The 22921-nt window shown below is 58.4% G+C and carries 19 protein-coding genes and 1 pseudogene; 5 read left to right on the top strand and 15 right to left on the bottom strand.

The window, feature by feature from the left end; genetic code table 11:
* Positions 1-9: 9 nt before the first annotated feature.
* The 4 genes from PSH57_RS24780 to PSH57_RS24765 all read right to left on the bottom strand — a co-directional run bounded on the left by PSH57_RS24780 (position 10) and on the right by PSH57_RS24765 (position 7752).
* Positions 10-1323 (bottom strand): C4-dicarboxylate transporter DctA, encoded by a 1314-nt coding sequence (locus PSH57_RS24780; RefSeq protein WP_305385969.1) that lies wholly within the window; start codon positions 1321-1323, stop codon positions 10-12.
* Between the two features lie 295 nt (positions 1324-1618).
* Entirely contained in the window at positions 1619-2149 is a 531-nt protein-coding gene (locus tag PSH57_RS24775; protein WP_305385968.1) for a hypothetical protein, read from the bottom strand.
* Between the two features lie 196 nt (positions 2150-2345).
* A complete protein-coding gene (gene glyA / locus PSH57_RS24770) occupies positions 2346-3599 on the bottom strand; it encodes a serine hydroxymethyltransferase (protein WP_305385967.1) in 1254 nt (417 codons plus the stop codon).
* 304 nt (positions 3600-3903) lie between these two features.
* Positions 3904-7752, bottom strand: a complete 3849-nt coding sequence (locus PSH57_RS24765; RefSeq protein WP_305385966.1) for a bifunctional diguanylate cyclase/phosphodiesterase — start codon at positions 7750-7752, stop codon at positions 3904-3906.
* A 270-nt stretch (positions 7753-8022) separates the two neighbouring features.
* Between PSH57_RS24765 and ettA the strand changes: the two genes are divergently transcribed.
* Entirely contained in the window at positions 8023-9687 is a 1665-nt protein-coding gene (gene ettA / locus PSH57_RS24760) for an energy-dependent translational throttle protein EttA (protein WP_305416176.1), read from the top strand.
* Between the two features lie 82 nt (positions 9688-9769).
* Here the strand turns inward: ettA and lanM are convergent, their stop codons facing one another.
* From lanM to PSH57_RS24715, 9 genes are all read right to left on the bottom strand, one after another.
* A complete protein-coding gene (gene lanM / locus PSH57_RS24755) occupies positions 9770-12244 on the bottom strand; it encodes a type 2 lanthipeptide synthetase LanM (RefSeq protein WP_305444781.1) in 2475 nt (824 codons plus the stop codon).
* A gap of 17 nt (positions 12245-12261) precedes the next feature.
* Positions 12262-12399 (bottom strand): hypothetical protein, encoded by a 138-nt coding sequence (locus PSH57_RS24750; protein ID WP_305444779.1) that lies wholly within the window; start codon positions 12397-12399, stop codon positions 12262-12264.
* Between the two features lie 22 nt (positions 12400-12421).
* Entirely contained in the window at positions 12422-12853 is a 432-nt protein-coding gene (locus PSH57_RS24745; protein ID WP_305444778.1) for a hypothetical protein, read from the bottom strand.
* A gap of 97 nt (positions 12854-12950) precedes the next feature.
* Entirely contained in the window at positions 12951-13106 is a 156-nt protein-coding gene (locus tag PSH57_RS24740; protein ID WP_305385964.1) for a hypothetical protein, read from the bottom strand.
* A gap of 161 nt (positions 13107-13267) precedes the next feature.
* Complete coding sequence (locus PSH57_RS24735; RefSeq protein ID WP_305385963.1) at positions 13268-13411, bottom strand: hypothetical protein; 144 nt, start codon at positions 13409-13411, stop codon at positions 13268-13270.
* Between the two features lie 238 nt (positions 13412-13649).
* Positions 13650-14141, bottom strand: coding sequence for a GreA/GreB family elongation factor (locus PSH57_RS24730; protein WP_305385962.1), 492 nt, complete (start codon positions 14139-14141; stop codon positions 13650-13652).
* Between the two features lie 70 nt (positions 14142-14211).
* Positions 14212-14565: a hypothetical protein gene (locus PSH57_RS24725; protein WP_305390468.1), complete on the bottom strand. Its 354-nt coding sequence runs from the start codon at positions 14563-14565 to the stop codon at positions 14212-14214.
* A 116-nt stretch (positions 14566-14681) separates the two neighbouring features.
* Positions 14682-16535 carry an Lnb N-terminal periplasmic domain-containing protein gene (locus PSH57_RS24720; protein WP_305385961.1) on the bottom strand — a complete coding sequence of 618 codons (1854 nt, stop codon included), beginning with the start codon at positions 16533-16535 and terminating at the stop codon, positions 14682-14684.
* A gap of 88 nt (positions 16536-16623) precedes the next feature.
* Positions 16624-17112 (bottom strand): DUF3015 domain-containing protein, encoded by a 489-nt coding sequence (locus tag PSH57_RS24715; protein WP_057451579.1) that lies wholly within the window; start codon positions 17110-17112, stop codon positions 16624-16626.
* Positions 17113-17385: 273 nt separating this feature from the next.
* On the opposite strand from PSH57_RS24715, the pseudogene PSH57_RS24710 reads away from it, so the two are divergent.
* From PSH57_RS24710 to PSH57_RS24695, 4 genes and pseudogenes are all read left to right on the top strand, one after another.
* Positions 17386-19825: pseudogene (locus PSH57_RS24710) on the top strand (Lon protease family protein).
* Positions 19826-20178: 353 nt separating this feature from the next.
* Positions 20179-20520, top strand: coding sequence for a PA4575 family protein (locus tag PSH57_RS24705; RefSeq protein WP_210641051.1), 342 nt, complete (start codon positions 20179-20181; stop codon positions 20518-20520).
* 132 nt (positions 20521-20652) lie between these two features.
* Positions 20653-21141, top strand: a complete 489-nt coding sequence (locus PSH57_RS24700) for a TIGR00645 family protein (protein WP_047230159.1) — start codon at positions 20653-20655, stop codon at positions 21139-21141.
* A 205-nt stretch (positions 21142-21346) separates the two neighbouring features.
* Entirely contained in the window at positions 21347-21964 is a 618-nt protein-coding gene (locus tag PSH57_RS24695) for a BamJ family beta-barrel-assembly machinery protein (RefSeq protein ID WP_025215564.1), read from the top strand.
* Between the two features lie 134 nt (positions 21965-22098).
* On the opposite strand, the gene PSH57_RS24690 is transcribed toward PSH57_RS24695, so the two are convergent.
* On the bottom strand, positions 22099-22356 hold the full coding sequence (locus PSH57_RS24690; protein WP_305444776.1) for a PA4570 family protein: 258 nt from the start codon (positions 22354-22356) through the stop codon (positions 22099-22101).
* A 203-nt stretch (positions 22357-22559) separates the two neighbouring features.
* Positions 22560-22901: a zinc ribbon domain-containing protein YjdM gene (locus PSH57_RS24685; RefSeq protein ID WP_076386396.1), complete on the bottom strand. Its 342-nt coding sequence runs from the start codon at positions 22899-22901 to the stop codon at positions 22560-22562.
* Between the last annotated feature and the right edge of the window lie 20 nt (positions 22902-22921).

Raw genomic sequence — 22921 nt, 5'->3', positions numbered from 1 at the left:
CGCAGTCCTTCAGAATTGTTGCTGATGGGCAGTGCCCACCGGTTTCCTGGATTGGAAGGCATAACCTTGTTGACCGGACAGTACCTTGCGCGCCCGAGGGACATCGATGTCTTTTTCCCAGCGGGCAATCGCCACGGTGGCCACACAGTTACCAATCAGGTTGGTCAGGGCTCGGCCGATGCCCATGAACCAATCCACGGCCAGTACCAGTACCAGGCCAACCACCGGGATTGCCGGGACCGCCGTCAGTGTGGCAGCCAGGATCACCAGCGCCGATCCGGGAATTCCATGGGCGCCCTTGGAGGTGATCAGTGACACCAGCAGGATGGTCAGCAAATCACTCATCGCCAGAGGCGTGCCGGTGGCGTTGGCAATGAACACAATCGCCAGGGTCAGGTAGATCGAAAAACCGTCCAGGTTGAACGAGTAACCGGTCGGAATGACCAGACCGACGGTGGAACTGCCGATCCCCAGATGTTCAAGCTTGCGCATGATCTGTGGCAGCACGGCGTCGGATGAGGCCGTGCCGAGCACGATAAGCAGCTCTTCACGCAGGTATTTGAGAAACGGCAACATTGGCAGGCCCGAGGCACGCATCACCAGGCCGAGGATCAGCGCAACGAAGGCGATGCAGGTGAGGTAGAACAGGCCCACGAGGCTGCCCAGGTGTTGCAGTGAGTCCAGGCCATATTTGCTGGTGGTGAAGGCGATGGCCCCGAAGACACCAATGGGGGCCAGACGCACGATCATGCCCATGATGCGAAAGATCACGTGGCTCAGTTCGTTGATCAGCCGCGAGATACCGGACGCGGCATCGCCCACCAGGTTCAGCGCGCTGCCAAACAGCACGGAGAACAGCAGCACTTGCAGAATGTTGTTTTCAGCGAAGGCCCCGAGCACCGAGGTCGGGATCAGGTTCATGAGGAACTGGGTGGTGGTGACCAGGTGCTCGCCACGCTGAGCGATATCGCCCATGTCTGCGCTGGAAAGCTGTTCCAGATGGATGTTCGCGCCACTGCCGATGCCGGTGCTGAAGGCAAGCACCAGACCGATGACCAGCGCGATGGTGGTAAGGACTTCGAAGTAGATAACCGACTTGAGGCCGATGCGCCCGACCTTCTTGAGGTCTCCGGCACCGGAGATACCGCTGACCACCACGCAGAACACGATCAGGCCGATGAGCATCTTGATTAGCTTGATAAAACCGTCGCCGAGGGGTTTGAGCTGTGCGGAGTATTCGGGAAGGGTCAGCCCACAGACGATGCCGAGCACCAATCCGAGGACAACTTGAAGGAAGATCGAACGCGAGCACCATTTGAGCATGGGAGGGATTCCTGGTTCGGTGTCCGTTTTCGCCGTCAGTAGAGCTGTTGGCGTCAGGACTTCATTATTGTGGTCTTACCGGTTTGTCCAGTGCAGGCGCAGTCTAGGCGCGGTTTTTGGTGCTGTGCAAGCTGATTTGCAGACATTTGGCATGACCGGTCTTACCTGTTGAGGCGGAACCCTTGTGCTTGAGCCGTTTGTTGCGGTGAAAAAAAATTGTCGGTGGCAAGTCGTGCGCCACAGCACCCTGTGGCGAGGGATCAGTCCCCTCGCCACAAAGTCATCGATATGTTCTTTAAAGTACACTCAGGATGAACGTCACTTTTGACTTTTCTTCTGTCTCGGCGAGATAAATATAAGGCGAGCCTCGTACTTTCAATCCACCTATATGTTTTTTGTTTTCTGTCATGAGCGAGACCGGTAAATGGGGAGTGAAAATGTTCTTCAGGGTGATGGCGTTGTTCTGATGATCAACGAGGGTAAAGAACATCGGATCATCCGTGCCTGAATCCTGTGCGCCCAGAACCTCAAGCCAGCGTTTACCGATAAGTTTGTTGTCATGTTCCCCCGTGTTTTTAATGACCAGGCTGTAGCCGTCGTTGGTATGGCGAAAATGCAATTTTAATGGGGTGGCGGAGAGGTTCTGGCCTTTCGGGCGCATGCCGAGCAGGCTGGAATGGTCATGGGTTTGGGGACGGCCGGTAAAGAAGCCACCGCTGAATAAACTCACGGTGGCCATCGCGGGTTTGCCATGAAGTATTTCAAGCAGATTGACGTGGCGGTCAAACATTCGAAGTGTTGCGTTAAAAGATTGATCACGGTCCATGTGATTCGACTCCTCGTTGGGTTTATGAAGTGTGCCGTTATGGATGTTATTGATTTATCGGCTGTCGGTGGTGTTGTGTGTATTGCAGGAGATTATATAAGTGTGGGGTTGGGTTGTTTGGGGGCGTTGTTTACGCCCATGAAAAAGGCCCCCATCTTTCAATGGAGGCCTTTTTTACTGAGGTTTAGCGGGCTGATTAAGCGCCGTATACCGGCAGCTTTTTGCAGATCGCCTTGACCTTCTCACGAACAGCGTCAATCACCGCCTCGTTGTTCAGGTCCGCCAGAATGTCGCAGATCCAGCCAGCCAGTTCCTTGCACTCGGTTTCCTTGAAGCCGCGAGTGGTGACGGCCGGGGTGCCGAAGCGCAGGCCGGAGGTGACGAACGGGGAGCGTGGGTCGTTTGGCACCGAGTTCTTGTTCACGGTGATGAACGCCTTGCCCAACGCTGCGTCGGCATCTTTGCCGGAGATGTCCTGCTTGATCAGCGACAGCAGGAACAGGTGGTTCTCGGTCCCGCCGGACACGACGTCGAAGCCACGCTCGATGAACACGCCGGCCATGGCCTTGGCGTTTTTCACCACTTGTTGCTGGTAGGCCTTGAACTCAGGCTGCAGCGCTTCCTTGAAGCAGATCGCCTTGGCTGCGATCACGTGTTCCAGCGGGCCGCCCTGGGCGCCCGGGAATACCGCGGAGTTGAGCTTCTTCTCGATGTCGGCATTGGCACGAGCCAGGATCAGGCCGCCCCGTGGACCACGCAGGGTCTTGTGGGTGGTGGTGGTGACGACGTCGGCGAATGGCACCGGGTTCGGGTAGACGCCAGCGGCAACCAGGCCTGCAACGTGCGCCATGTCCACGAACAGGTAGGCACCGACCTTGTCGGCGATTTCGCGAAAACGCGGGAAGTCGAGGATCTGCGAGTAGGCAGAGAAACCGGCCACGATCATTTTCGGCTTGTGCTCGAGCGCCAGGCGCTCGACTTCGTCGTAGTCGATCAGGCCGTTGCCGTCGATGCCGTACTGGATGGCGTTGTAAAGCTTGCCCGAAGACGAAACGCTGGCGCCGTGGGTCAGGTGACCGCCGTGGGCCAGGCTCATGCCCAGAATGGTGTCACCGGCCGATAGCAGCGCCAGATAGACGGCGGCGTTGGCTTGGGAGCCTGCGTGGGGCTGGACGTTGGCGTAATCGGCGCCAAACAGTTCCTTGGCGCGGTCGATGGCCAGTTGCTCGACCACGTCGACGAACTCGCAACCACCATAGTAGCGCTTGCCCGGATAGCCTTCGGCGTACTTGTTGGTCAGCACCGAGCCTTGAGCTTCCATCACCGCGGGGCTGGTGTAGTTTTCCGAAGCGATCAGCTCAATGTGCTCTTCCTGGCGCTGAGCTTCTTGCTCCATGGCGGCAAAGAGATCGGCGTCGTACTTGGCAATAGTCAAATCACGGCTGAACATGGCGGTCCTCAAGGATCGGGGGCAGAAAAGGGGGGCATTCTAACCCAACCGGTTTTGGAAGGCATATGAAAGGACGTCATGTCACGGACGAATGGGATTCACGCAAGAGGGGCGTTGCCTGTACTGGCCTCATCGCGGGCAAGCCTTGCTCCCACAGAAGCCTGCGTTCCCCTGTGGGAGCAAGCCTTTTCCACAGAAGCCTGCATGCCCCTGTGGGGAGCAAGCTTACCCTTCCACAGATGTCTGCATGCCCCTGTGGGAGCAAGGCTTGCCCGCGAGAGGCCGGCCCGGATAGTACAAGGCTTCAGTCGAGCATGAACAACGCATCATTGCTGAACTGCGCTTCAAACCGGTTGGCCGGCATCGGGCGGCCGAACAGGTAGCCCTGGACTTCGTCGCAGCCATGTTCGCGCAGGAAATCGAGTTGTTCGTGGGTTTCGACCCCTTCGGCGATCACCGCCAGGTTGAGGCTGTGGGCCATGGCGATGATCGCCCGGGCGATCTGGGCGTCCTGCTCGCCGGAGGGCAGACCATCGACGAAGGTGCGGTCGATTTTCAGCACATCGATGGGAAATTGCTTGAGGTAATTGAGGGACGAATAACCGGTACCGAAGTCATCCACAGCAATGCTCAGGCCCAGGTTTTTCAGCCCGGCCAGGATCTGCATCGCCTCGCTGACCTCGCGCATCAGGATACTTTCGGTCAGTTCCAGCTCCAGGCAGGCCGGCGGCAGACCGGTGCCACGCAAGATGTTGGCGATTCGCGTGCCAAGCTGGCCGTCGGAGAACTGCCGGGCTGAAATGTTGACCGAGACTTTCGGCACCCGAACCTTGGCCTGATGCCAGGTCTTGAGCTGCCGACAGGCTTCGCTGATGACCCAGTCGCCGACGTCCACCACCAACCCGAGTTCTTCGAGTACCGGGATAAAGTCCCCCGGCGGCACCAGCCCGCGTCGCGGATGGCGCCAGCGCAACAAGGCTTCGGCGCCGGTCAGGCGTTTGCCGTCGCCGCTGAACTGTGGCTGGTAATACAGCACGAACTCGTTCTGCTCCAGAGCATGGCGCAAGTCGCTCTCCAGCTCCAGCCGTTCCAGGGCGCTGGCGTTCATGTCGGCCTGGTAGAACTGGAAGTTGTTCTTGCCGCGTTCCTTGGCGTGATACATGGCCGTGTCGGCGTTCTTCATCAACTGACTCAGTTCGTTGCCGTCCTGGGGGCTGAGGGCGATACCAATACTGGCGGTGACAAAGAACTCCCGACCTTCCAGTACGAACGGTCGGACCAGGCTGGCGAGGATCTGCTCGGCCACGTTGATCGCCCGGTTCAGCGCCATTTCGCGGCTGGAGCGCGGTTGCAGCAGCAGGGTGAATTCGTCACCGCCCATGCGCGCCACGGTGTCATCGTCGGCCACGCACCCGAGCAACCGCGTGGCCATTTCCTTGAGCATCCGGTCGCCCGCGGCGTGGCCCAGCGAGTCGTTGATCGGCTTGAAACGGTCCAGGTCGAGGAACATCAGCACGACCCAGTTTTTCTGCCGCTCGGCCGATTGCAGCGCGGTGTGCAGGCGATCCTGGAACAACGTGCGGTTGGGCAGGTGGGTCAGGGCGTCGTAGTAGGCCAGGCGATGGATGCGTTGTTCGCTGGCCTTGCGTTCGCTGATGTCGCTGAAAAAGCACACGTAGCTGGCCAGGTCGCCTTCATCGTCCAGCACCGCCGTGATGCCGACCCAGGCCGGGTAATGCTCGCCATTGCGGCGCTTGAGCCAGACTTCGCCTTCCCAGGTGCTGTGTTGCTGTAACTGCTTGAGCACGTAACGCAGGTGGGCTTCCTGCTGTTCGTCGACGGTCAACATGTTGGGCAACTGGTCCAGCACTTGTGACACGGCATAACCGCTGACGCGACTGAAGGCTTCGTTGGCCTGGACAATGTAACCGGCCGGGTCGGTGATCAGAATCGCCGAGGTCGAATGTTCGAAGACCGTGGCGGCCATGCGCAGGTCTTTTTCGGCGCGTCTTTGCTGGCTGATATCGCGACCCACGCCCAGCACCCCTTCGAACGCGCCGAGGTCATCCCACACCAGTACCAGCCGCAGCTCGATGGGGATCTTGCGCCCGTCGGCGCGCAGGCAATCGAACAGAAACAGCTGGGTCTGCATCTGGTTGCGCAACTCGGCCAGTTGCTCGGGCTTGTCGAGGGCTTTGCTGACCCGATCCATCAAGGTATAGATACCGGTCAGTTGTTGCGGATTGGCGATGGTCGATTGCCAGCCGTTCTGGAATATCCAGTCAGCGCTGTAGCCCAGCACCGCTTGCACCGAGGGGCTGACGTAATTGAGCGAGAGTTTGCTGTTGGTGGAAAAAATCACGTCGCTGATGCTTTCGGCGAGCATCCGGTAGCGTTGTTCGCTGTCACGCAGCGATTCGCTGGCTTCGATCTGTTCGGTGATGTCCTTGGCCACACCGATGATACGCGTCACCTGATCGTGCCGGTCCCGGGCCAGCGCTTGTTCGCGAATGTCGAAGCGCCGCCATTTGCCGTTGCGATGACGAAAGCGCAACTGGCATTGCAGCAGTTGCGCATACCCGGCCCGCCGTTGCTCCTGGCGCAAGTTGTGATAGTGGTCGGCGTCTTCGCTGTGCAGCAGGATTTCCCAGAAATATTCGCCCATCTGGTGCAGTTCGGTGCGGTCGTACCCCAGGGTCTGCCCCAGGTGATGGTTGCTGAAGATCATCCGCTGGCTGATCACGTCTTGCACATAGAGATGATCCGGCACGGTGCGCACCACGTCGGACCAGAAGCCTTCGCGCTCGAGCAGCGAGAGTTCGATCAGCTTGCGGCTGGTGATGTCGCTGATGCTCAGGATGACGGCGTTGTAGTCCTGCTGTTTTTCCGGCAGACGCAGCACCAGCCACAGATGCTGGTCACGGCCATGGGCGTCCTGCAGCTTGATCTCCAGCTCCAACTGCTTGTGCTGGTCGAGCAGCGCTTCGAGCAGTTTCGAACCCACGGGATTGTTATCCGGGGCTGCATTGCCGACCAGCAGTTGCCAGGCCCGTTCGCAGGAGGTGACATTGAGCAGCTTCAACGCCATCTGATTGACTTCGGTGACGTGAACTTCCTGCTGCAGTTGTTCAAGCTGGTGAGGGATGGCCATCCAGGCGCGCAACTGGTCGCCGTTGTGCAAACCGGCCCTTTCAAAAAACGCCTTGAGGCTCGACAGGTCAAGCACGCAGAGCGCGACGCCAGTGCCTTCGAAAATATCCTGGTAGCGCCGACGGCCCTCGTGCAACTGGCGCTGACGCCGACGCATGTTCAGGAGCGCGATCACCGGCAGCAACGAAAACGCCAGGCCCAGCAGGCATTTGCCGATGAAGGCCGGGAGCAGTTGTTCGAGCACCTGACGCCGGTCGAACAGCCCACGCAGTTGCCAGTCGCTGCTGCTCAGGGGCACGGTCAGCACGGTGTTGCTCAGATCATCTGGGGACAGCCGGGTAGGATGGGCCGAGGGCAGGCTTTCGTCCCGACTGATGATTTGCTGGTTGAGCCGGTTTTCCACCAGCCACAGTGGGCGCATGCCGGTATCGGCCTGCTTGGTCAGGGTCGAGAAGAAGGTTGGGGTCAGGCGCAGGGCCCAATAGCCGCGGCTGCTGCCGGCGGCCTGGTGCAATAACAGATGCACCACGGAGCCGTCCTCGGCATTGCTGAAATAGTGCGCTTGAGCATGACTGCGCCGTACCAGGTCCACCAGATAATCGGCATCGTGGCTGGCGGGATCACTGTCGCTGAGCACCCGGCCGGAAGGACTCAGCAACGCCAGGCTGCGTAGCTCGGGCAACGATTGCTGGAGTTTGCGCAGCAGAGCCTGCTGCTCGTCGGCGCTCTGCGGTTGTTCGATGATCGGTAGCAGGTTGAGGGCGATTTGCGCATTCAAGGCCATGTTCAGGCTGACTTGGGCGGCCAGGTCGGCGGTGTAATCGATGGTGTACTGGCGCTGTTGCTGCTGGGTTTCGTGTAATTGGTCAAGCAACTGCCAGAAGAGCAGCCCGAGTAACAACAGCACCAAGGTGGCCAGCGCGCCCTTCAATGTCCCGCGCAGGGGCGAGCCGTTCGCAGCAGTCGGTGCGCGTGGGGACAGGGTCGGCGTGACGTTGGACAAGCTGTAATCCTGCAGTTTGCTGGACTGGCGCGACGTGCACTATAAGCCGGACGCCCAAAGGGCGGCTAGCATGCCTTGACTTGTGGCAAAGTGCCAGCCTTTGGTGGCTGGACCTTGACCGATGGTTGAGGTAGCTTTGCCGGTCAAACAAGAGCGCGCAAGCTCCGATCCCCAGGCTTTATCTGCCCGCCGGCATTGATCACCGTCAAGCGCCGGCGCCGCGCATGGCCTGGCCCGTTCTTTTCACCTGTCACTGACGCTAGGTTCACCATGGCTCAATACGTCTTCACCATGCATCGGCTGAGCAAAGTTGTTCCGCCGAAGCGGGAAATCCTGAAAAACATTTCGCTCTCGTTCTTCCCCGGCGCCAAGATCGGGGTGTTGGGCCTCAACGGCTCGGGTAAGTCCACGCTGCTGAAAATCATGGCCGGTGTCGACAACGAATTCGACGGTGAAGCCCGTCCGATGCCGGACCTGAACATCGGCTACCTGCCTCAAGAGCCTCAGCTGGATCCGACCAAGACCGTACGTGAAGTGGTCGAGGAGGCCGTCAGCGTGATCAAGGATGCCCAGGCGCGCCTGGACGAGGTCTACGCTGCCTACGCCGAACCGGACGCCGACTTCGACAAGCTGGCCGCCGAACAGGCCAAGCTCGAAGCGATCCTGCAAGCCAGTGATGGCCATAACCTGGATCGCCAGCTGGAAGTCGCCGCCGATGCGCTGCGCCTGCCCGCGTGGGATGCCAAGGTCGAAGTCCTGTCCGGTGGTGAAAAGCGCCGCGTGGCCCTGTGCCGCCTGCTGTTGTCGGCGCCGGACATGCTGTTGCTCGACGAACCGACCAACCACCTGGACGCCGATTCTGTCGCCTGGCTCGAACACTTCCTGCACGATTTCCCGGGCACCGTGGTCGCGATCACGCACGACCGTTACTTCCTGGACAACGTTGCCGGCTGGATCCTGGAACTGGACCGCGGCGCGGGTATTCCTTACGAAGGCAACTACTCGGGCTGGCTCGAAGCCAAGTCCGATCGTCTGGCCCAGGAATCCAAGCAGCAGTCGGCCCATGAAAAAGCCATGAAGGAAGAACTGGAATGGGTGCGCAAAGGCGCCAAGGCCCGCCAGTCCAAATCCAAGGCCCGTCTGCAACGCTTCGAGGAAATGCAGTCCCAGGAATTCCAGAAGCGCAGTGAAACCAACGAGATCTACATCCCGGCCGGCCCGCGCCTGGGTGACAAGGTCATCGAATTCAAGAACGTCACCAAGGGCTACGGCGACCGTGTGCTGATCGACAACCTGTCGTTCGCCATGCCAAAAGGCGCCATTGTCGGTGTGATCGGTGGTAACGGTGCGGGTAAATCCACGCTGTTCCGCATGCTGATGGGCAAGGAAACACCGGATTCGGGCAGCATCGAAATCGGCGAAACCGTGCAACTGGCCTGCGTCGACCAGAGTCGCGAAGACCTGGACGGCAGCAAGACCGTGTTCCAGCAGATATCTGACGGTTCCGACCAGATCCGCATTGGCAACTATGAAATTCCGTCGCGCACGTATGTGGGGCGCTTCAACTTCAAGGGCGGCGACCAGCAGAAGTTCGTCAAGGACTTGTCCGGTGGTGAACGCGGTCGCTTGCACCTGGCGTTAACCTTGAAGGAGGGTGGCAACGTCCTGTTGCTCGACGAACCGTCCAACGACCTCGACGTCGAAACCCTGCGCTCCCTGGAAGAAGCCCTGCTGGACTTCCCGGGCGCAGCGATTGTGATCTCCCACGACCGGTGGTTCCTCGACCGCGTGGCGACCCACATCCTGGCGTACGAAGACGACTCGCAAGCGGTGTTCTTCGAAGGCAACTACACCGAGTACGAGGCCGATCGCAAGAAACGCCTGGGTGAAGCCGCTGCTCAGCCGCACCGCGTGCGGCACAAGAAACTGGCCTGATTAGGTCGGACAACAGGTCACAAAACCTGTGGGAGCGGGCAAGCTCGTTCCCACAGGTATGTGGCTGTTTTATCCCACAGACTTACGTGGGCACCGCGAAGTCGAGCGATAAAATGTTGGGGATAGTCGGATCCATCTCATACAACAAGGCATAGCCCACGCCTGCGATTCCTGTCAGCAGGCTGAGGTCGGGAACATAATTACCCCCAAAGGGTTTCCCTTCGAAAAAATGCCCGGCGACCTCATCGAATGCCCGTTTGACACGACTGATGCCCAGGTGATTGCCTGCCTCGCGATACAAATCGTGCAAGCAGATCAAATTGCCAAAATCTCCATGACACAAGCTATAACCGCTGCGAAGTCCGTCATGCCAGAGGTTGTTCTCGCATCTCACGATATCGTCATTGATGATCTGCCTGGTTGATTCGTCCAGAGCCTCTCCCATCGACTGCAAGAGCTGGCGCCTGGCGATCAGGATTCCGCCATCTCCGTGGCACCACTTGGACAAATGCCCCGGCTGTTCCGTGTCTCGCAAGTCCAGCCAGAAACCATCCCGGGTACAACGGTTTTCGCCCTCCAGAAACTGGATGGCCAACGGCACCAGTGCTGCATCGCGGGTGACGTCGTAGGCTTTGCAAAACGCATGGATTGCGCCCGAGAGGCCGTGGGACAACCCTGTCAGAATGATCGAATGATCGTTGCGCCGATAGAAACGACCCTCTTCGATGACGGTTTCATTTTTGATGTATTCGACCATGCGCCGGATGGTCGCCAGCAGAGCTTCTCGCGGATACACCGTATACAGGTTCGCCAGGAGCGTCACCGCGCCACAACAGCCCCCCAGGAAGTCGAAGTCATAATCCTCAACTGCCACGTCCATCAGTTGGGTCAGCAGTTCTTCCAGCTTTTCGTTGTTCTTTTGATCGCCGGTGATTTGTCGATGGTTGATAAGAAGATAAATGTAAGACCCCAGGCCATGAAAAGCACTGATGCCCAGATCGCTTTTGTAATAGCCGGCGTGTTGGTCCAGCGAGTGCAGCACCTGATCGGCACGGGACAGGTAATGGGACATGCCGCTGACTTTGAACAGGCTCAGGTAAAACAGTCCCAGCCCGGCAATGCCGTTGTACAGACCATGCGCCATGGGCGAGAGGTATTTTTTTTGAGTCGTGGGATGGGTATGAAAGGCTAACCAACTGATGTCCGAGCCTGTGCCTGATAACGAGAGCTCTTCGATGTAGGAAGCGATGCCTTGTATGTTGTCAAGACGCTCTGTCTGCCGGAGGTTTTCAACTTTCGTATGCGGGCGCGTGAGATTTAGCGGTTGGTGTTCATTGGGCAGGGGAAACAAACAGGTTTCGAGCACCGTACGCTGCAATATCCGGTCAGCCCTGGACATATTGGTTATTTTCTCCAGACAGCTTTTTATCGGCGGTTCTACCTGGCCCAGATCTATTGTTTCACCTTGTGCATTCACCAGGTGATTGGCTTGGAGTGGCATGGTGAAGCACGGGATGCTGAGCCTTTGCAGGTCGGTAATTTCGTGGAGGGGCACACCTTTTGCGAGGTAGGCGTCCTTCAAGTCTTTCCATAGCGTTGCCAACAGGAGTTCGCGGTCCAACATATTCTGCATAAAGCGTGGGTGATGACTCAGCCCGATAAATTCCGCATAGCGCTGGGTATTCTTGATCAATACGCGGGTTGAGAGTCGATCGGCAGCCTGCTCCAGCATCTGGATCACCCTCTGCCGCTGAGCCATCAACTCATCGTACGCATACTCAAAGCCATGGAAGAATGCTGTCTGGTAGTGTTCAAGCCCCTTGCGCTCACCGGCCAGAAGCGGCAAATGTTTGTGCTGGGGGCGATGTTTGATGCTGATCTTGCGCAAATGATAAAAACCATTTTCGAAGACCAGCGACTTGCGAGTGGACATGAACTGCTCTTGGCGTGTCAGGCCGCTCTGGTCGTTACCCGAACTCTGTGCGAAGGGAACAAAACCGCTGGAAAACACCGATTGGCGGGTCAGCTTGAAGGCTTTGAACAGTGCGCAGTTCTCTGGCAAGTCAAATAGCAGGTTACTGACGGACGCAGTGAACAAGCACTCCAGGTCAATCATGACGGGGCTGCTTCCACACGCAATGATGTTTTCGTGATGAAAGTCGATACCGTTCAAGGCATGGATGACGGCGATCTGTGCGCCCATTTTGCTGTAGAACAGTTCCACGTCCGCCTCGCTCTCACAAGGCACGTTGTCGATTTTTTCAATCCAGCTATGCCGCTCGCGGCTGACAACTTTTGGCGCGTAGACAGAAAAGTATTCTGCTCCGGTCCGCTCATGCAGTTGCCTGAGCAGATGGTTGAAGAACAGCGCCTCCTGGCTCGCCCTGGGTTTGTAGATCAGTGACATGGCGCCAACATCAACTCGACAGACCGTTTCGCCCCGGCCATGAGGATCGCCCAGCCCTAGTTCAATGGCGTTGATGCTTCGGGCTGGGATTGAAAAGTCGTTTTCGAGCCATTCGATATCGGCGGCGAAGTCAACTATGACGGCATACAAATAGTTGACTGTGTCCTTCAGCAGATCAAACAGCAGGTGCGCAGCACCGGGTATTTTTCGAGCAGTGACGTCAGTGAGTGGGTTTTAAGTCGTTGGTTGAACCCGGCCAGATCGATATCAGTGCCTTCGGCAATCTGCGTATTCAGATAATGCACCAGACTCTGTTCGCAAGTGCGCCTAATCCTGCCTGTGACAATGGCTTTCAAGGCTGGGAAAAAAGGTCTGCTCATCGATATGTGCTGATGCGTCCGAATAGCGCTCGTCGGCTTTGAATACATCGATAAAATAAAGAAAAAAACGGTAGTCAAACCAATAAAAATGTTCGTTGTTGCTCGGTATTGTTTTTGCCTGAACGCTTATCGAGTCAAGTCGGGCGAGCTGTTCCTGTAAATGCCTCAGAATTGTTTCGCTATCAGGGGGCAACGGCTGCACATTGGCGGGTTCGTTTACATAGGCGACCAGTTGTTGCCTGTCCAATCCAAAGTGAAGCAGTACAGCTTGGTCGTCGGCATGCAGGCGGGTCATGTTGTTTTGAAAAGTGACGATGTCCTGACCGGAAGCAAATCTGCGCCCGCCGCGCTGATGCAACTTCAAGCAATTTACCAGCATGCTGTAACTCCTGATATGGATAGAGCAGGCGCTGCCTGCTCTATTTTTATGGGTTGACCGGTTTCAATGGCTCGACTTGAGTTCGATATAACTCAGGTCAAGGCAATGTGGTACAGCCAACCCCCGTGCACGCCAGAGTGCCGCAATCGAGGATAGTCGTTCCCATAGCCTCAATATTACGTTTGTCGGGAGCCAGGTAAGCTTCGAAGTCGCGATCAAAGTCGCCAGACATGTTCAGGATCTGTTCGCTCATGGTGTTATCCTCATCGTCTATCAGGTATTGGATGCAGTGACCGCGGCCAAGCGGACGCGAATAGTTGCATCCAGGCTGTAGGGCGTAACGAAGTATGTTTATTAATGAAGTTGGTGTGTGTCAAAGTCCTGCTGCGCAGGTGTGCTTTGATAAAGCGGGGGTTAGCACAAAAGAGCGGTGCAGTTCACGGTGCCGCACTCGACAATGGTCAGCACCGCAGACTCGATACCGTGAGGGTTTACCTGTTGATAAGACTTGAAATCGCTATCGAAATCACCCGACATTGCCAGTAGCTGTTCACTCATTTTGTATCTCCTTTGTTATTTTTAAGCACTGAGTTGAAGTGCGGGGAGAACAGTAACATGCGCTTGGTTTAATGCCAGTGTGTGGTCATGACTTTGTGTTGCAGTTGCATGTTGCTACAAGCGTGCTGTACATCATTGTTTTGTCGTAATGTTGCGACTTGCCCACACTCAAGGTGGAAGTGTCTGGATGATGTGAGGGGGCGTTGGTTAGTGCATAAGAGGTCAGCGCTCGGCAAAGTTACCCAAGATCTATCGCAACGACTTCGATGGCGAGATTTCCCACTGGCCGTTCCCAAATTACCTCATCGCCAACCCTGGCTCCCAGCAACGCCCCTCCCAACGGCGATCCCCAATTGATCAACCCATTGGCCGCATCGGCCTGATCTTCACCCACCAACTGCACACGCTGCTCGTGATTATGCTCATCGACAAAGCTCACCCAATGCCCGATCCGCACCTGATCCACTGAAGTTGGCGTTATGACCTGAGCGCTTTGCAAGCGCTGATTGAAATACCGCAAATCCCGTTCGATATCCGCGATTCGCTGCTTGTCCGCCAGCTCTCCCCTGGCCGCCTGCTGGCCGTGTAGCGCCTGCAGCTCAGCGACCCGGGCCTGTAATTGGACGAACCCGGAGAGTGTGACGTAATTGGGTTGCGCGCTGACCTGGCGTTCGACCGGCTGATCGGCCTGGGCAGCTGCGTTGTCCTCATTGACGAAGGCGCGACTCATGGTGTTCTCCTCTATTGGAGTTTGGGCCATGGTCGCAGGCTTTTGGTTTCAGCGGATGTCTGTACGCGACTCACTGTGAGCGATAAGCCCGGGCGGCGTCCTGGTCCTTCTGCTGCTGCCAGGCCCGTTCCCGCTCGTCCCAATGGCGTTCGCGGTAAGCGTTACGCTCCTCACTTTCGCGCATGGCCTGGCATTGACGGAAACCGTCGCTCCAGCCTTCGGCATAGGGAGCGTCCTTGAGATAACGTGGCACGTCCTTCCTGAACTGGCCGGTGATCACGCCGGCCGCCTGCCGGCCACTGCTGCAACCGTCATCGAAGCCGTCGGCGAACGCCGGAGGGTAACCCCGGGCGATCAGATCTTCGTGGGTAGTTTCACAGCCACCGAGCAACATCACCACACTCAGCACCACCGCGCGCCTCATTTTTTGCATTCCTGCCTGATCCACTTATATGAGAAGTTTAGAAGTGGACTCGTCAGGCCGATGTGAAAGCGTTGTGAGGAATCTGTTCGCGTATGTGAGTGCAGGCTATGTCCCGGTCAATAGTGATACCACTTCACCTCCAGCATCACTTCGGTTTCCGGTGACGCCAGATGGCTGAATTCGCGCTGGGCGCTCAGGCGCAGGCCGAGGTTACGGGACAGTTCCCACTGCTGGTTCAGGCTCAGGCTACGGCGCACTTCGCCGTTGACGAAATAGTCGCCTTTGGCCTCCAGGCTCAAGTTGCCCAGCGGGTTTTTCCATAGCACGCCAGTGTTGAAGCCTGCGGCCGGGGCGATGAATTGGGCGAAGTCGTTGTTGTGTTCGACCCGCACCGTGCCCAAGGCGAACCCCAGCACATCATCGCCCAGCGCCCATGTGCCGCCGGCTCCGCCATTGACGTGGCTGACCAGGGTTTCATCGTCGTGCTTGCCCGGCACCCGCTCCAGGCCGCCGGTGACTTGCCAGGACAGCGGTTGCAGCAACTCGTTGCGCGGAGTCAGGGAGCGAATGGTGGCAAGGTCCAACTGCTGCAACTGCCAGTCATTGCCTTCGTACTGGCGCAGCTTCAGTTGCAGAATCTCGATCTGTGCGCCCAACGGGAAGCTCTCGGCGTTGTCGTTGAGGTCGTGGTAGGCCATGCGCAGGCCATATTCGCCGAACGCCCGGTCGCCACGGGTGCCGAGGCCGGCCTGCCAGGTACGCGACTCGTGGCCATCCTCGGGCAGGCCCGGTTGCGGGATGTCGAGTTCCGGCGCGGGGTTCTGGTTGATCGCCCGCAACAGTTCGAAACTGCGCTGGGCGCGCTGCGGGTCGCGTTCCTGGCCGTTGGCGCGGTAGCGCTCCAGACGATAGGCCGCGTCGATGATCAGCGCCTGGCGAGCGCGAGGCAATGCCTTGAAGGCTGAAGTTTGCAGTTGTTTCTGGTCGGCGCTGACCTTCAGCACCCATTGCTGCTCGTCGTCGGTGAGTGGTTCGGCGCGGCTGAGCAACTCCCGCTCACGGGAGGGCCGGTATTCGATGCTTTCTACCAGCCCGGCTTCTTTCACCGCCTTTACGGTGTCGGTGGGAATCGCCGTCAACGGGAATTGTTCGGTCAGACGCAGACTGGGACGGGCCACTTGCAGCAATTCGAGCAGGCGATAGGAGCAATTTTCATCGAAGAAAAAATAGTCGAACTGGATCTGCTTGAGTTCCCACACATGCTCGACCATGCGCTCGGTTTCCGCCTGGCTCAGGTTGAGACGGTATTCCCACAGGTCGCGGTTTTCCAGGCTGCGGTACTCGGAGAGTTTTTCCTGATAGGGCACCAGGGCGAACAGGCCCGGGTAACCGCCCATCAGGCCTTTCCAGGCATAGAGGATGCTGTTGTCCGAGCCTTCGATGTAGGCGCCGAAGTTGATCGCATAACTGAGCAGCGCGGTCTTGTCGCTCTGCACATCGGCCTGGTCGATACGCAGCAAGGTATGGCCGAACATCGAAGACGGGCTGTTCAAGTAGGCGGCCGGAAAGATCATCACCGCGCTGTGGGGCGCGACGTCCTTGAACCATTGGGTGAATTCGCTGCAGTCAACCGTCGGCAGATCCGTCAGGTTGAGCTGCGCCTTCAGCCAGCGTGTGCGCGCCGGGTACACACATTGGGCGTGTTGCTGACCAGCACTGGCCGGGCCGTACAGCGCTTGCACGGTGGCGGACAGTTCGTGGTCTGGATGTTCGTTGCCGTCGGGTGCGAGGAAAAATCTTTTGTCGCTGACATAGCTGCGCCAGCCACCGAGCTTGGCGGTTTCGTAGTGGCCCAGGGAAATCCAGAAACGGTCGTTGGCCAGTTGCTGCAAGCGTTGAGGGTCGACATGAGGTGCGGCGGACAACGGGGCGCACACACAGAGCGCCAGCCAGGCAAGGCGTTTGAGCATAGTTGGCTACTTGGAAAGTCGAAAATAAAGACCGAAAGGGGCCCCAAAAAGAAAACCCGCTCCCCGAGAGGAGCGAGTGGTGTCGAGCTTAAGCTTGAGTGGCGTACTTGGCCAGGCGTGGGTCGCTTTTCAGCACGGCCAGGGTGTTGGTATGCACGTCTTCTGCGGTCACATCAGCCTTGCTGAAGATCTGCTGGAAGTGCTCGTGAGTGACAGCGGAGAAATGCGCACGGTCTTCCGGCGCCACGCCCAATACCACGGCGTAGGTGGTCAGCGCTTCGCCTTGGCCTTTGGCCATGTCTTCGGACAGCTCGTTCATCATGCCATTCATGGCCAGCCAGGACTTGCCACCGTAGGTCAGTGCCGCGTTGGTCGAGCAACCGTTGGTGCCGGATGTCATGCCGAAGGTGGCGTTGCCAGAGGTGCCGTTGGTGGTGGATGCCAGGAAGTGAGCCGGGGTGCCACGCTGACCTTCGAACAGCATGTTGCCCCAGCCGCAATCCGGACCGCCTGGCGCCTGAGCCATGGCGTTAAGGGATACAGCGGTGAAGAGAGTACCGAGAAGAATCCGTTTCATAGCTATGTTCTCTTTTATGTGCATACCAATGGACAGGGTCTGGCCCTACAGGCCAGTGGGCCGGTTATTGTTCCAGCCGCGCAATTTGGAGTTTAGGCACGATCCTGGGGTTCCGTGACATTTTGCAAAAAGTAACCGCAATGTCATGAAGGCACGGGCTCGTGCTCAAGGTATGCCCCTTGACTATGCTTTGGTCTGAGGCGCTCCTTGCCAGTCAGGTGCAGGCAGCGCCAGAATGCCGCTATCTGCCCCCGCCTGATGTAAGGAAGCCCGATGCCTGATCCTGTTGCTGCCAGCTTGCGCCTAGCGCCCGAAGCGCTGACCCGCCCGTTTTCCGCTGAACAGTTCAGCTTCTCTACCACCAAATGATCTGGAGCCCTTCCGCGGTGTGCTTGGCCAGGAGCGTGCGGTCGAAGCATTGCAGTTCGGCGTGGCCATGCCGCGCCCCGGTTACAACGTCTTTGTCATGGGCGAGCCCGGCACCGGCCGGTTTTCGTTCGTCAAACGTTACCTCAAGGCCGAAGGTAAGCGCCTGCAGACCCCGGCGGACTGGGTCTACGTCAACAACTTCGATGAACCCCGCGAACCCCGTGCCCTGGAGCTGCCATCGGGTGCGGCGGGGGCTTTCATCGCCGACATCAATGGCCTGATCGACAACCTGCTGGCGACCTTCCCGGCGGTGTTCGAGCATCCTTCCTATCAGCAGAAAAAAAGCGCGATCGACCGCACCTTCAACCAGCGCTACGACCGCGCCCTGGATGTGATCGAGCGTCTGGCGCTGGAGAAGGATGTCGCCCTGTACCGTGACAGCAGCAACATCGCCTTCACGCCGATGAGCGAGGGCAAGGCCCTGGACGAGGCGGAATTCGCCCAGTTGCCGGAGTCCGAGCGCGAGCGCTTTCATGACGATATCTCGGGCCTGGAAGAGCGTTTGAACGAAGAACTCGCCAGCCTGCCGCAGTGGAAGCGCGAGTCCAGTAACCAGTTGCGTCACCTCAACGAAGAAACCATCACCCTGGCCCTGCAACCCTTGCTGGCGCCGCTGTCGGAAAAGTATGCAGAGAACGCCGCGGTCTGCGGTTACCTGCAAGCCATGCAGGTCTACCTGCTCAAGACGGTGGTCGAGCAGTTGGTGGACGACAGCAAGAGCGACGCCATTGCCCGCAAGCTTCTGGAGGAGCAATACGCCCCGAGCCTGATGGTAGGGCATCCAACCAGCGGTGGCGCACCGGTGGTGTTCGAACCGCATCCGACCTACGACAACCTGTTTGGGCGCATTGAATACAGCACTGACCAGGGCGCGCTCTATACCACCTATCGACAACTGCGCCCGGGGGCGTTGCACCGGGCCAACGGTGGTTTCCTGATCCTCGAAGCAGAAAAAATGCTTGGCGAGCCGTTCGTGTGGGATGCACTCAAGCGCGCCCTGCAATCGCGCAAACTGAAAATGGAGTCGCCACTGGGCGAGCTGGGTCGTCTGGCCACGGTCACCTTGACGCCGCAGCACATCCCGCTGCAAGTCAAAGTGGTGATCATTGGCGCTCGCCAGCTCTACTACGCCTTGCAGGACCTGGATTCGGACTTCCAGGAAATGTTTCGCGTGCTGGTGGACTTCGACGAAGACATTCCGATGGGGGATGAAAGCCTGGAGCAGTTCGCCCAGTTGCTCAAGACCCGTACTTCGGAGGAGGGCATGGCGCCCTTGACCGCGGACGCGGTGGCGCGCCTGGCCACCTACAGTGCGCGCCTGGCCGAGCATCAGGGGCGTTTGTCGGCGCGGATCGGCGATCTGTTCCAGCTAGTCAGCGAGGCGGATTTCATTCGTCAGTTGGCCGGTGACGAGATGACCGACGCCGGTCACATCGAACGGGCCCTCAAGGCCAAGGCCACCCGTACCGGGCGCGTCTCGGCGCGGATCCTCGACGATATGCTGGCGGGGATCATCCTGATCGACACCGACGGCGCGGCCGTGGGCAAGTGCAACGGCTTGACAGTGCTGGAGGTGGGGGATTCGGCGTTCGGCGTGCCGGCGCGGATTTCCGCCACGGTCTATCCCGGTGGCAGCGGCATCGTCGACATCGAGCGGGAGGTCAACCTCGGCCAGCCGATCCACTCCAAGGGCGTGATGATCCTCACCGGTTACCTGGGCAGCCGGTATGCCCAGGAATTCCCCCTGGCGATCTCGGCCAGCATCGCCCTGGAGCAATCCTACGGCTACGTGGATGGCGACAGCGCATCCCTGGGGGAGGCGTGCACGCTGATTTCTGCCTTGTCGAAGACGCCGCTGAAACAGTGTTTCGCTATCACCGGCTCGATCAACCAGTTTGGTGAAGTGCAGGCGGTGGGTGGGGTCAACGAGAAGATCGAAGGCTTCTTCCGTCTCTGCGAAGCCCGTGGGCTGACCGGCGAGCAAGGGGCGATCATTCCCCAGGCCAACGTCGCCACCCTGATGCTTGACGAGAAAGTACTCGCTGCCGTGCGAGCCGGGCAGTTCCACGTCTATGCGGTGCGCCAGGCCGACGAAGCCCTGAGCCTGTTGGTGGGTGAACCTGCCGGCGAGCCGGATGAAAACGGTGAATTCCCTGAGGGCAGCGTCAATGCCCGGGTGGTGGAACGGCTGCGGGTGATCGCGGAGATGATCAGCGAAGACGACATCAAGGAAGCGGAAAAGGAACTGGCGCAACAGGCGCTGGCGGAGGCCAAGCCGGCTTGATGCGTTCCTGATCGCAGCAAGACCCCCTATGGGGAGCAAGCCTGTGGGAGCAAAGCTTGCTCGCGATAGCATTTGTCCAGTCAACAGAAGTGTTGCATGTGGCAACCTCATCGCGAGCAAGCTTTGCTCCCACAGGCTCGCTCTCACAATCAATGTTGTGTGGATTATTACTGAAAGACGCCACCACTTTGGCGTCAATATTCACACTGTGACCGCTCGGCGTATTCTGGTCTCGAAAGCCCTTGCGGCCGGAACTTTTCTTCTATCCTCAGTTCAAGGATAACGAGAGCCATCATCGGATCGAAACAGCCTTGTCCTGAGGCTGAATACCGGATCTATCGAGGGGCGCCGCCATGTCGCGCAACCTTTGCCTCACTCGTCAATGCCTGGGCCTTGTGACCCGTATCGAATGCGCCATCCGTCCGCTGGCGGGCGATACCGGTATGTGGACCTTGCTCTTCGCCGCCGGAATGGCTGGCGAACAACCTTCGGCCATCAAGGCTCAAGGCCCGTTTCCCGGCCCGAATGCCGCTGAGTCCATTCTCGATACCATTGTGCAAAGCCTGACATTGCATGGTTATGAGCTGGCCGACGACCCACAGATATGGTGCTTGCACATGCAGGCCCAGTTGCGGGAAATCAATGGAGGCCGCTGTCGCAGCGTTGACGGCTTCGAGTTTCGCCCGCTGCATTGAAAGTCGTCAGCGTACGGGCGTTGGCAGTAAAGTTTTGACACAAGGGCTGAAGCCACGGATGGGCCTGGCGTTTATGACCCAGGTCGTCACTGGTATACTCGCCGCGATTTTTCAGCCCTGGTGTGAGACTCAATGGAACGCTTTATCGAAAATGCAATGTACGCCTCCCGTTGGCTGCTGGCGCCGATCTATTTCGGGCTGTCCCTGGGGTTGCTGGCCCTGGCGCTGAAATTCTTCCAGGAAGTCTTTCACATCATTCCCAATGTGTTTGCCATGGCCGAATCCGAGCTGATTCTGGTGCTGCTGTCGCTGATCGACATGGCGCTGGTGGGCGGCCTGCTGGTGATGGTGATGATTTCCGGCTACGAGAACTTTGTCTCGCAACTGGATATCGACTCCGACAAGGAAAAGCTCAACTGGCTCGGGACCATGGATTCGTCCTCGCTGAAGATGAAGGTCGCGGCCTCGATCGTTGCCATTTCCTCCATTCATCTGCTGCGCATCTTCATGGACGCCAAGAACGTCGATCCCGAGCACCTGATGTGGTACGTGATCATCCACATGACCTTCGTGGTCTCGGCGTTTGCCATGGGCTACCTGGATAAACTGACCAAGCACTGAGATCCGTTCATCGCTTCGGTGCACCGCCCGTCTGTTGCAAAGCAGGCGGGCGTTGTCGTTTCTGGTGGCGGGGCTTTGATGAGGGAGCTCGTCACCCGCCACGGCATCTGTGCTAGTCTGCTCGCCCTTTTGGTTCCGGGCGCTCCGGGAGGCGCTGTGTCAAGCACGGCATATTCCCGAGCCGTCCGCACAGCGGAGCAGCATCATGTCCGAAGTTAACCTGTCCACCGACGAAACCCGCGTCAGCTACGGCATTGGCCGTCAGTTGGGCGACCAACTGCGCGACAACCCGCCACCGGGCGTGAGTCTGGACGCGATCCTGGCTGGCCTGACCGACGCCTTTGCCGGCAAGCCGAGCCGTGTGGGCCAGGACGAGATGTCCGCCAGCTTCAAAGTCATCCGCGAAATCATGCAGGCCGAAGCTGCCGCCAAGGCCGAAGCCGCCGCTGGCGAAGGTCGTGCGTTCCTGGCTGAAAACGCCAAGCGCGAAGGCATCACCACCCTGGCCTCGGGTCTGCAATTTGAAGTGTTGACTCAGGGTGAAGGCGCCAAGCCGAGCCGTGAGGACCAGGTACGTACCCACTACCATGGCACCCTGATCGACGGCACTGTGTTCGACAGCTCCTACGATCGTGGCCAGCCTGCCGAATTCCCGGTGGGTGGCGTGATCCCAGGCTGGACCGAAGCGCTGCAATTGATGAACGCCGGTAGCAAATGGCGTTTGTACGTGCCAAGCGAACTGGCCTACGGCGCTCAAGGCGTTGGCAGCATTCCGCCGCACAGCGTACTGGTGTTTGACGTCGAGCTGTTGGACGTTCTGTAAGACCCCGCCCGGTTTGACGCTGGGCAAATACATGTGGGAGCGGGCTTGCTCGCGAATGCGGACTGTCAGTCGACTTTTTCGTTAACTGACACACCGTTTTCGCGAGCAAGCCCACTCCCACATGACCTCTGTGTTCATCCGTGAAACCTGCCATTAAAATCGCCACTGGGGCGCAACGCCCTGGCGTAACAGAACAGGAACAGATTGCGCACCAGTTCCTTGAGCACCAGCGGCTCGCTGGAATTGAGGCTGTTGAGGTCCAGATCCCCCTGGTCCTGCAATTCGCTCAAGGCTTCTTCTTCAAGTACTGCACAGACTTCCCCGGTTTCCCGATGCAGGATTCTCAGGTAAGGGTGTGGGCGGTCCAGCCAGGCATCGATCAAATTAGTCATGGTTCTCATCTCCTTGATGGGTCTGATGAGAATAATTCTTATTCGCTAAATAGCAAGACTCTATTGGTGTTCGAATTGTTTTTCTGACGGTGGGTTGCGGCAGCTCAATCGGCTGGCGCTTGGCTCGGAGGCGCAAACGGGGGCTGGGAGCGGGGAGGGTGAAGCGCCATCCCACGCGGGGCGTGGGATGGAATACACAAGGCTCAGACTTTTCTGACGAACTCGGATTTGAGTTTCATCGGGCCGATGCCATCGATCTTGCAGTCGATGTCGTGATCGCCATCGCACAAACGGATGTTCTTGACCTTGGTGCCCACCTTGACCACCAGCGACGTGCCTTTGACCTTGAGGTCCTTGATCACGGTGATGGTGTCGCCGTCTTGCAGGACATTGCCGACCGAATCCTTCTTCACTGTTTCATCGGAGGCTGTTTCAGCTTCGCCGCTGGCAGACCATTCGTGGGCACACTCCGGGCAGACCAGTTGAGTACCGTCTTCGTAAGTGTATTCGGAATTGCATTTCGGGCAGGGAGGCAACGTGCTCACTAAAGTTCCTTGGGTATCAG

The organism is Pseudomonas hefeiensis, from assembly GCF_030687835.1.
In the GTDB taxonomy this organism is placed as follows: Bacteria; Pseudomonadota; Gammaproteobacteria; order Pseudomonadales; family Pseudomonadaceae; genus Aquipseudomonas; species Aquipseudomonas hefeiensis.
The sequence above is the reverse complement of the archived record's forward strand: the minus strand, read 5'-3'. Positions and strand labels throughout refer to the sequence as shown.